Raw genomic sequence first — 10,631 nt, 5'->3', positions numbered from 1 at the left:
TAGTTCTGGCTCCGATGATGGCCGGCGGAATCGCCGAGTTGCTCAAGCTGCTGATCCGCCGTGAGCGGCCGTCGGGGCTCGAAATTTACTTGTTTAGGGCCTGGAGCGAACAGCCCTGGAGTACTAAAGGTCTGGGATTACCCAGCTCCCATTCCGCAGTTGCTTTTGCAGGCAGCATGACCCTGTTCCTTCTATACCCAAGACTGGCGCTGCCTGCTCTACTAATTGCCATGGGCTGTGGAGTCACCCGGGTGGCGAGCGGGGCGCACTATCCAAGTGACGTGGTAGTAGGGGCAGTCGTCGGTGGTGTGACGGCTGCACTGTCCGCACCTCCACTTTTGTCTACCCTTAACAAGTTTCACGGAGAGCGCGAAGGCAGCTTGCGATCAGGCCGCTATCAACGGTGAACTGATCCTGGCCTTGAATTCAGCTGAGTTGAGGGTGATCAGGGCTGCCGCAGCATCGCCTACGCAAAATTGTGGGCCAAGCCGCACAAAGCGGGTCTGGCCAGCCTGACGAACCAGGGCAACGACAGGGACTCGCAGGCCAGCCTCGTCCTGGGGTGGCTTGTGGCGATGTAGGCACTCGCGCAGGCGGTGCTGAATGGCTATGTCGGCGGCCTGATCGGCAGGCAAATCGACCATCAACAACTGCAGATCGTCAATGGAGCGGCAGTCTTCGACAATTAATTGGACCCGATCATCGCGGCGATCTACCGAGGCCCACACCAGCAAGCGCGCATCCACCATTAGGTGGTCGGCTAAACGGGCATAGCTTTTAGGAAACACGACCGCCTCACAGCTGCCGGTTAGGTCCTCAAGCTGAAGCACGGCCATCCGGTCGCCCTTGCGGGTGTTCACCTGGCGCAGCTCAGGCACCATCACAATTGCGCTCACCTTGGCCTTGTCGGCCATCTCGTCGAGATTGCCCAGAGCGACCGGCGATAGCAACTTCACCTGCTGGGCCAGCTGCTTCAGGGGGTGGTCTGATAAGTAGAAGCCCACCAACTCCTTTTCCAAGCGGAGTTTTTCGGTTGGGGGATAATCGCGCACCGGAGCCGCCTTGGGGGCAGTGCTGATATCGCCCAGGCCGGTGGCATGGGAACCCCCAGCAGAGTCGGCTGGGGCGGTGGCGCCGAACAAATCAAAGAGGTTGCCCTGACCGCTGGCCCGATCCTTGGCACGGGAGCTGGCCCAGTCGATTACCAGATCCAGATCCGCCATCAATTGGGCGCGATTGCCAAGAGGCTCGAGGGCATCAAGTGCTCCTGAATGGATCAGGGCCTCCAAGGCGCGGCGGTTGAGCTGCTGACCAGGAATGCGATCGCATAGCTCAGCTAGGGAGTTGAAGCAACCATCGCCAGCGCGGGCCTCAATCAACTGTCGAATCGCCCCATCACCCAGATTGCGAACGGCCGAAAGACCAAAGAGAATTCGATCTCCAACGGGTGTGAAATCGATGCCAGATGCATTTACATCAGGTGGCATCACCTCGATACCCATTGCATTGCAGTTGGCGATATATCGCTGCACCTTGGCCGAGTCTCCGGCATTGACTGTGAGCAGCGCCGCCATGTAGGCAACTGGGTAGTGGGCCTTTAGGTACGCCGTTTGATAGGTCACCGCGCCGTAGGCGGTGGAATGGCTCTTGTTGAAACAGTATTCAGCAAATAAAACCATCTGCTCAAAGAGCGCCTCCGCTATTCGCGGTTCGACGCCACGTTCTGTGGCGCCACTAACAAAAAGTCCCTGGTGTTTCTCCATCTCACTCTTTTTCTTCTTGCCCATAGCCCGCCGCAGCAGGTCTGCTTCGCCAAGGGAGTAGCCAGCTAATTCCTGAGCGATCTTCATGATCTGCTCTTGGTAAACCATGATCCCATAAGTCTCCTTAAGGATCGGCTCAAGCTTCTCGTGGGCTACATCAATTACCTCCCTACCGTGCTTGCGATTAATGAATTTAGGGATCAGACCTGCATCAAGCGGACCGGGCCGGTATAGGGCCAAAATAGAAGAGATGTCCTCAAGCGATGAAGGCTTGAGATCGCGCACAATCTGACGCATGCCACTGGATTCAAGCTGGAAGATGCCCTCCAAATCACCACGGGCAAGCAGGGCATAGGTACTTGCGTCATTAAGAGGCAGATCATCAGGATCAACCTTAATGCCGCTATATTGCTGCACAAGATCGACAGTTTTATCGATCATTGTGAGGTTTTTGAGGCCGAGAAAGTCCATTTTCAATAGGCCCATCGACTCCACATCTTCCATGAAGTATTGAGTAATCACCTGGCCATCGTTGTTGCGCTGCAGGGGGACCAATTCATCAAGGGGCTCCGCCGCAATCACCACACCAGCGGCGTGTACACCAAAGGTCTTGTTTGTGCCCTCAATACGCATTGCCATATCAACCCAGCGCTGTACCACTGGATCTTTTTCATATTTCTCACGAAATTCGGGTGCCGGTGATTCGGCTCCAATCATTTCCTTGAGCTTGGCAGGTTTGCCTCGCACCACAGGAATCAACTTGGCCAAGCGATCCGCGTCGCCATAGGGAATATCAAGTACGCGGGCCACATCCTTTAGCACCGCTTTTGAAGTCATGCGGTTGAAGGTGATGATCTGGGCCACCTTCTCTTCGCCATACCGCTTAGTTACATAGTCGATAACTTCGCCACGCCGCTCGATACAGAAATCCGTATCAATATCCGGCATCGACTTGCGCTCAGGGTTCAAGAACCGCTCAAACAGCAAGCCATTGGTAACTGGGTCAATGTTGGTGATCCCCAGGGCGTAGGCCACCAAGGAACCCGCAGCTGAACCACGACCCGGACCCACAGGTATGCCGTTGTCTCGGGCAAAGCGGATGTAGTCCCACACCACCAGGAAGTAGGTGGGAAAACCCATCTGCTCCATTACCTGAAGCTCAAAGGCGAGGCGATCGCCATATTGGGGCTCGAAGCTAACGTCATCAGTCAGGCGTAGGCGCTGCCGGAGGCCCTGCTCGGCCACCTCAGTGAGATAGCTCACCGCTGTGTGCCCAGTCGGGATCGGGAAGCGGGGCATCTGATAGCGGCCGAGGATGTCGTAGGCCTCCACCTTTTCAGCCACCTTGGCTGTGTTGGCCACAGCCCGCTCAATCAACTCGGCAGGAAGGTGGTCATTGAACAGGGAGAGCATCTCGGCCTCCCCCTTGATGTATTCCGTACCCGTGTAGCGCAGACGTTTCACGTCGCTGATCAACTTGCCTGTGAGTACGCAAAGCAGCGCGTCGTGGGCTTCTACGTCGTTGGCACTTAGGTAATGGGCATCATTGGTGGCGATCAGCTCAATACCTAGCTCGGCACCGATGCTGGCAATCCCGGTGTTGACGATGCGGTCTTCGATGCCGCCATGATCCTGGATTTCCAGGTAGAAGTCGTCGCCAAATGTGCGTTGATACCAGCTGGCAACCTCCCGCGCCGCATCGGGCCGGCCATGCAGAATCGCTTGGGGAATTTCGCCTCCCAAGCAGGCAGTTGCCACGATCAAGCCTTCGCTGTACTGGCTCAACAATTGCTTGTCGATACAGGCACGGGCAAAGATGCCCCGCCCGCGCATGCCGCGTAGGTGGCTGATGCTGGTTAGCTTGACCAAGTTGCGATAGCCAACCGCATTTTTGGCCAGCACCACCAAGTGGTAGCGGCGCTCCTTTTTCTGCTGAGGGTCATCAATGGAGCCATTGATGACATACATCTCATTGCCGATGATCGGCTTGATCCCGGCCTTGGCGCAAAGCTTGAGCAGCTCAATGGCGCCATACATGACGCCGTGATCGGTGAGTGCAAGGGCTGGCATGCCCAGCTCCACAGCCCGATCCACCATCGCCGGCAACTGGCTAGCCCCATCTAGAAGGCTGTAGTCGCTGTGGTTGTGGAGCGGAACGAAGGCCAAGGGCAGGTCTAGCCGGAAGGCGTCGGAAGCCAACCCAAGCTAGGCGACCACGCAAGATCCAGTGTCATTTGCGCGCCGGACCGGCGCAAAACCACTAGATCTGGGGCCAGGCCCTAGGGCACCAATGGGGCCACTGGGCGAGCCTGCATCACCTGGGCGGCTAGTTCGTAGTGGTGGGCCACCTGAAGCAAGCGCGGCTCTTCAAGTACCCCCGTGATCAGCTGCAGACCAATCGGCAGGCCCTCGAGATCAAAGCCGCAGGGCACATTGATGGCAGGCAGGCCAGCCATGTTCGCCGGGATGGTGAGCAGGTCGGCGAGGTACATAGCCAAGGGGTCGTCGCTGTGGGCGCCAAAGCCAAAGGCCGTGGTGGGCGAGGTGGGGGTGAGCAGCACATCCACTGCCTCAAAGGCCCGGTCAAAGTCGCGCCGAATCAAGGTGCGCACCTGCTGGGCTTTCTTGTAGTAGGCGTCCACATATCCGGCCGAGAGGGCGTAGGTGCCGATCAGGATGCGGCGCTGCACCTCGTCGCCAAAGCCCTCAGCCCGGCTGCGGGCCGTCATCTCGGCAAGACTGGTGGCATCCGGGGCCCGGTAGCCGTATTTGACACCGTCGTAGCGGGCCAGGTTTGCAGAGGCCTCCGATGGCGCAATTACGTAGTAGGTGGCGATGCCGTCGTTGAAGCGGGGGCAGCTCACATCCACCAGCTCGCAGCCCAGGGCCTCCAACTGGGCGGCAGCGGCCAGCACCGCAGCCTTCACCTGGGGATCAAGGCCCTCAGCTTCGAAGCACTCGCGCACCATGCCTACCCTCAAACCTGCAACAGGTTGGTCAAGAGCGGCGACGTAATCGGGCACGGGGGCCCGCAGGCAGGTGGCATCGCGCGGATCGGCACCGGCGATCACCTGCAGCAGCTCGGCCGCATCCGCCACCGAGTTGGTGAACGGGCCCACCTGGTCGAGGGAGCTGGCAAAGGCGACCAGGCCGTAGCGGCTGACGCGGCCATAGGTGGGCTTCAATCCCACCACCCCGCAGAAGGAGGCGGGCTGGCGAATCGATCCGCCGGTATCGGAGCCAAGGGCGGCGATGCACTCGCCTGCAGCCACCGCGGCGGCGCTGCCACCGGAGCTACCACCAGGCACCCTCTCTGGATTCCAAGGGTTGCGGCTGGGGCCGAAGGCTGAGGTCTCGGTGGAGCTGCCCATGGCGAACTCATCGAGGTTTGTCTTGCCAAGCAAGACAGCTCCCGCCTGCCAGAGGCGGTCGGTAACAGTGCTCTCGTAGGGGGGAACGAAGTGCTCCAGCATGCGACTGGAGCAGGTGGTAGCGACCCCCTTAGTGCAGAGGTTGTCCTTGATTGCCAGAGGAATACCTGCCAGGGGTGGCAAATCTTCTCCAGCAGCGAGGCGGGCGTCGATGTGGTCCGCATCTGCCCTGGCCCGCTCGGCAGTTATCTCCAGATAGGCGTTAACGGTGGGATCAACCGCCTGGATGCGGGCCAGATGGTGATCGGTGAGTTCACGGGCTGAAACCTCACCATTGCGCAGCTGCTGACGCCATTGAGCAATCCCCTGTTCGCGCGAATCAGCGATCCCCATCAACCCTGTAGCCAGTTGGATTGGACGCTATCAGCCAGCGGCAACGGCCACTAGCCCTCAGTCGAGCTCGGTGAGCGGTTCGCCCCGCCGGGTGCGCAGTAACTGGTGATCCAGAGAACCCGGAGATTCAGCTCGGAGGTCGTTCAAGAAAGCCGGCAGATGGCTTTCCAGGGTGCCGCGACGCACGAAGGGGCCAAACCAATAAACAGCTTTGGGAGAGTGGGTTTCTACCCGTGCCCACCAGGCCAGGCCCAGACCATTGGCGCAGCTGCGCACTGGCCACAGCAGGGGATTCATGAGGCAGGAGCGGCTTGTGGTGCATTCTGCCCGGCGTCGGTACCGTGGCTTGAAGGGGAAGTCACAGTTGAATATCCCCAAGGAAACCAGATTTGGCGGCTGGCTCCATACCCAGGTCAATGACCGGTTCCTGGTTGACCTGTTCCTGGTTGAGCGGTTCCTGGTTAACCTGTTCCTGGTTGACCGGAGTCGCTGCAGCAATCTGCTGCTCTGCCAATAGCTCTGGCTGATCCTCTGGCTCAATTTCCGGCATTACCTCTTGCTCCAGCTGAGGCTCTTGTTCGTGAAGAAGCTCAGGGGAGCTATCCGGCTGGCTTGTGGGCTCTTCCTCAGGCTCGGGGCTAGCGGCTGGAGCGGGCAGCTGGGGGCGCACCAAACGGGGCGCGGGCTGGGAACCACTCAAACCCTTCATCCAGCCACGCCGTGCCACCTCGTAGAGCAGCAGGGCGGTAGCCACAGAGGCGTTAAGGCTTGGTGTGGCGCCACGCAGGGGGATGCGCACCAGCTGATCGCAGTTGCGGCGGGTGAGCATGGAGAGACCATCTCCCTCAGAGCCGGTGACTATGACCAAAGGCCCACCTAGATCGGCCTCCTCCAGGCTGACGGTGCCCTCGGCTGCCAGACCCACTACCCGATAACCCTCCTGCTTGAGGGTGTCGAGGGCGCGGTTGAGGTTAACCACCCTTGCCACGGGCAAGTGCTCAAGAGCACCTGCTGCAACCTTGGCCACCGAGCCCGTAAGTCCAGCGCTGCGGCGCTGGGGCAAAACCAGGCCATGGGCACCCAGGGCTTCGGCACTACGCACAATTGCGCCGAGGTTCTGGGGATCAGTAAGACCGTCGACCGCCATCAGCAAGGCCGGCTCACCAATGGTTGCGCAGCCCTCCATCAGGGTCTGTAGATCAAGGGTCTCAGCTGCCGCTGTTTGCAGGGTGATGCCCTGGTGCACGGCACCTCCGGTGAGCTGACCCAGGCGCGCCCAGGTGACCTCCTCAACCAGTACTCCCGATGCCTTGGCTTCTCGCAGCAGCTGCAGAAACTTGGGGCTGAAGCGCATTTCTGGAGTGCACCAGACGCGATGAATCGGTCGACCGCTCTCAAGTGCCGCCTGGGCTGGATGCCGGCCCCAGATCAAATCGGCGCTGGGATCGACGCTGTGGCGCTCCGCATCACCGCTGGGGGGAAGGGTATCAGCGTCGACGATCAGCGGCTTGCCAGCAAACCTGCCAGGCGCTGGGCGGCTCCCCGTGTCAAAACGTCGGCCAACAGGGCGACCATCAGGGCGACCGGCCCCTTCAAAGCGACCCCCACCCTCATAACGACGGCTATCTGGGCGGCCAGAGTCGGGACGGCGGCCCTGGGGACGACCTTCAAAGCGGCCGCCGGGTCGCCGCTCGTAGGGCTTGCTGTCTGAGCCGGAGCGATCGCTGGAAAAACGGGGAGCAGGCGGACGGTCGAAAGAAGGTCGCTCGCTGTCACCACGCCGTTCAAATGGGCGGCGCTCGCCGCGACTACTGGGGCGGTCGGATGGCCCATCGCGGCGGGGCTGGAAGCGGGATACACCCCGGGGAGCGGGTCGTGCACCGGTCTCTCGCCGGGGATCCCGATCTCTAGGGCCCTCACGGCCTTCACGTCCCTCACGGCCTTCTCTTCCCTCACGCACCTCACGGCCTTCACCAGCTCCATCGCGGCGCCATTCAGGCTTGGGACCGGTGAAGCGGGGAGGACGGCCAGCCCCACGGGCGCCGCCCCCCGTCCGCTTCTCGGGACGTCGTTCAAATCGTGGGCTCATGGCGTTGTCTGCAGGTTCTGGATCGATCTCCTGCAAGTGATCTAGCAGCTCGGCTAACCGGGCAGGCTCGTGGAGAAACAACCAACCAAGCAGGGCCTCAAGGCCAGTTGCCTGGCCATAGGCCGCCGCATCTCCCCGCCGGGGGCCCCTGCCAGCCCGATTGCGGCCCCGGCGCACGAGGTCTCGCTCCGCATCAGTGAGCTGTTGATCAAGCTTGTCCAGTGCCAGAGCCTGGGCGTCGGCACGCACTACCTGCACAACCTCCTGGTGCAGGGTGTGGGAGCGGCCTGGACGCTGACAGCGCTGCAGCCGGTGATGAAGCTCCCAGACCGCATCTCCCAGCCAGGCCAGCTGTAGCGGTCCTAATTCGGCCTGGGGAGGATGGGGAGCAAGGCCAGCTAGCCAGCTCGAAGCGGGCCGCAGCTCAGCCTTTCCCTGCTCAAGCGGCGAGGTTGCCAAGGGCTGTTTCGAGGTCGGGCTGAAGGTGCAGAAATTCTTCTAGGCGCACCAGCTTCACGGTTTGAACAACCCGGGCGTTACCCACCACCAGAAACTTCTGCCGATCGGCGTTGCACTGCTTAGCAAGCTGGACTAAAGCGCCAAGACCGGACGAGTCGAGGAAGTCGATGTGGCTGAGATCAATCACCAAAGGCTGACCATTGGCGCGGTGAGAGGCCACAAATTCCCCGAACTGTTTGTCGGAGTAGGCATCCAGCTGGCCAGTGAAGCGGAACAGCTGGCAGTGGGCCTGCTGCTCGAAGCCCCCTCGCAGGGAGACCGTCAATCGCTGCAGGTCGTTGATGGCTCCAGTCCTCGATCCGTTCTGGGGCGAAGTGTAGGGAGCAAATTTGCCGCTGCAGAAGACGCAACAAAAGTGCGTCAGCGGCGGCTGGCCATCAGGGCGGCGAAGCGCGCGAAGTGATGGTCGGCGTCGTGGGGACCGGGACTGGCCTCCGGGTGGTACTGAACGCCAAACACCGGTGCCTCAAGCAGCTCCAGAGCAGCCACGGTTTGGTCGTTGAGGTTGTGGTGGGTTACCCGCACTCGGTCGGCGGGCAGGGATTCGGGTACGAGGGCAAAACCATGGTTTTGGCTGGTGATCTCCACCTGCCCTGGGCTGCCGCAGGGATGATTTGAACCGCGATGGCCGTAGCCCAGTTTAAAAGTGGTGCCTCCAAGGGCCAGCCCCAGGATCTGGTGGCCAAGGCAGATGCCAAACAGGGGGAGATTGGGCAGGGCGATAAGACTTTTGGCGAGCTCAATAGCAGAGCTAACGGCGGCCGGATCGCCGGGCCCATTGGACAGGAACACTCCCTCGGGCTTGTAACTGAGAACCTGCTCCAAGCTGGCATCGGCTGGAAGCACGGTCACCTCGCAGCCGTGGGCCGCAAGACGCTCGAGGATCGCCCGCTTGATGCCGAAATCAATGGCCACCACCCGGTAAGGGCGATCGGGCTGGGATTGCATACGGGCATCAAAAGCGACCCCACAGGTTTGATCCCAGTGATAAGGATTAGGGGTAGTAACTGATGCCGCCAGGTTTAGGCCCTGCATCGAAGGGGCCGAGCGGACTTGATCAAGCAGGGCCGAAGCCGAGGTGCCATCACTGCAAATTGCGCCGTTGATCGCGCCACCATCACGTAAATGACGCACGAGAGCTCGCGTATCAATTGCTCGAATTCCAACTACTCCATGGCGTAGAAGCCAGCCATCTAGGTCACCCTCTGAGCGCCAGCTACTGGTACAAGGTGAAAGCTGGCGGGCGATCACCCCACGCACGTGGGGGCGATCCGCCTCCTGATCGGCTTCGTTGATCCCGGTATTGCCCAGTTCGGGGTAGGTAAAGGTGACCAACTGCCCGGAGTAACTCGGGTCGGTCATGACCTCCTGATAGCCGGTCATGCCGGTGTTGAACACCACTTCTCCGATGGCCGTGCCCCGGGCCCCGAAGGCTTCACCCCTCAGCACGGTGCCGTCGGCCAACACCAGCAAGGCAGTGGCAGCGGGCTCGCTCACGGGTTCAGGGCAGTTGCTTTGATCATCCTGCAACGGGGGCTGGCAGGGCGGCGCGTAGCCGTTCTAGGGCTTGCCAGCCAGCTCCATTGGCAATGGCCTGCTGGGCCAGGCTCAAACCAGCGGCGACTGAGTCCGTCAAACCAGCGGCCCACAGCACCAGCGCTGCGTTGAGGGCCACCACATCAGCCTGGGCGCGGCTAGCTCGGCCCTGGAGCACGGCTTCGAGGATGGCTTGGTTGGTGGCGAGATCTCCGCCCGCCAGATCGGTGATCGGGGCAAGCTGCAAGCCCAAGGCCTCAGGGTCGAGCTGGTCGCTGCTCACAACTCCAGATTTCACCAGTCGCAGCGAATTAACTCCAGCAAGGGAGGCCTCATCAAGGCCGCCATGACCATGCACAACCACAGCTCTGCGCAGCCCCAGCCGGGCCAGGGCCTCAGCCATCGGATCGAGCAGATCAGGCCGGGCCACCCCGAGCACCTGGGCCTCGGGCCGCAGGGGATTTACCAATGGGCCAAGCAAATTGAAAACAGTCCGCACCCCCAGGCTTCGGCGCAGGGGGGCCAGCCCCACCAGCGCCGGATGCCAACCAGGAGCAAACAAAAAAGTCACCCCCGCACTGGGTAAGGCGCCAATCACCTGCTCCTGGGGGGCCTGCAAATGAATGCCCACTGCCTCCAGCACATCGGCTGAGCCCACCCGACCACTTGCACTGCGGTTGCCGTGTTTGGCCACGTGGGCGCCACAGGCGGCCGCCACAAACGCCACAGCCGTTGAAATATTGAAGCTGTCGGCTCCATCGCCACCGGTGCCACAGGTATCAACAAGCGCCAGAGAAGGGCGGGAAGCCGGCAGCGGACAGGCTTGTCGCAACACCGCAGCCATGGCCGCTAGCTCCTCGCCGCTAACTCCCTTGGCTCGCAATGCGGCCAGCAGCCCTCCGGTGAGCACTGGATCGATCTGTTCGCTCAGCCAGCCCTGCATCAGCGCGGTGGCCTGTT

8 protein-coding genes and 1 pseudogene are annotated in these 10,631 nt (G+C 61.1%); 1 reads left to right on the top strand and 8 read right to left on the bottom strand.

All coding sequences use genetic code 11. The features are described 5' to 3' along the window. The coding region (locus KBY74_RS11475; RefSeq protein WP_254942825.1) for a phosphatase PAP2 family protein at nucleotides 1–407 on the top strand (407 nt) is incomplete at its 5' end. Here the strand turns inward: KBY74_RS11475 and KBY74_RS11470 are convergent. The 8 genes and pseudogenes from KBY74_RS11470 to trpD all read right to left on the bottom strand — a co-directional run. Next, entirely contained in the window at nucleotides 387–3,929 is a 3,543-nt protein-coding gene (locus KBY74_RS11470; RefSeq protein ID WP_254942824.1) for a DNA polymerase III subunit alpha, read from the bottom strand. The genes KBY74_RS11475 and KBY74_RS11470 overlap by 21 nt on opposite strands. Nucleotides 3,930–4,042: 113 nt before the next feature. After that, nucleotides 4,043–5,527 (bottom strand): Asp-tRNA(Asn)/Glu-tRNA(Gln) amidotransferase subunit GatA, encoded by a 1,485-nt coding sequence (gene gatA / locus KBY74_RS11465; protein ID WP_254942823.1) that lies wholly within the window; start codon nucleotides 5,525–5,527, stop codon nucleotides 4,043–4,045. A gap of 57 nt (nucleotides 5,528–5,584) precedes the next feature. Further along, on the bottom strand, nucleotides 5,585–5,824 hold the full coding sequence (locus KBY74_RS11460) for a DUF1816 domain-containing protein (RefSeq protein ID WP_254942822.1): 240 nt from the start codon (nucleotides 5,822–5,824) through the stop codon (nucleotides 5,585–5,587). A 61-nt stretch (nucleotides 5,825–5,885) separates the two neighbouring features. Beyond that, nucleotides 5,886–7,616 (bottom strand): 23S rRNA (guanosine(2251)-2'-O)-methyltransferase RlmB, encoded by a 1,731-nt coding sequence (rlmB, locus tag KBY74_RS11455; RefSeq protein WP_396123182.1) that lies wholly within the window; start codon nucleotides 7,614–7,616, stop codon nucleotides 5,886–5,888. Nucleotides 7,617–7,637: 21 nt separating this feature from the next. Then, nucleotides 7,638–8,039 (bottom strand): annotated as a pseudogene (locus tag KBY74_RS13880) (ribonuclease III domain-containing protein); the annotation flags it as partial. Nucleotides 8,040–8,055: 16 nt separating this feature from the next. After that, nucleotides 8,056–8,400 (bottom strand): STAS domain-containing protein, encoded by a 345-nt coding sequence (locus tag KBY74_RS11450; RefSeq protein WP_254942820.1) that lies wholly within the window; start codon nucleotides 8,398–8,400, stop codon nucleotides 8,056–8,058. A gap of 95 nt (nucleotides 8,401–8,495) precedes the next feature. Continuing rightward, nucleotides 8,496–9,632 carry a glutamine-hydrolyzing carbamoyl-phosphate synthase small subunit gene (carA, locus tag KBY74_RS11445; RefSeq protein ID WP_254942819.1) on the bottom strand — a complete coding sequence of 379 codons (1,137 nt, stop codon included), beginning with the start codon at nucleotides 9,630–9,632 and terminating at the stop codon, nucleotides 8,496–8,498. Nucleotides 9,633–9,654: 22 nt separating this feature from the next. Further along, nucleotides 9,655–10,631 (bottom strand): anthranilate phosphoribosyltransferase (trpD, locus tag KBY74_RS11440; protein ID WP_254942818.1); only part of this gene is annotated, 977 nt, incomplete at its 5' end.

The organism is Cyanobium sp. A1C-AMD, assembly GCF_024346495.1.
GTDB classification, from domain to species: domain Bacteria; phylum Cyanobacteriota; class Cyanobacteriia; order PCC-6307; family Cyanobiaceae; genus Cyanobium_A; species Cyanobium_A usitatum.
This window is presented reverse-complemented; position numbering and strand designations above follow the sequence as displayed.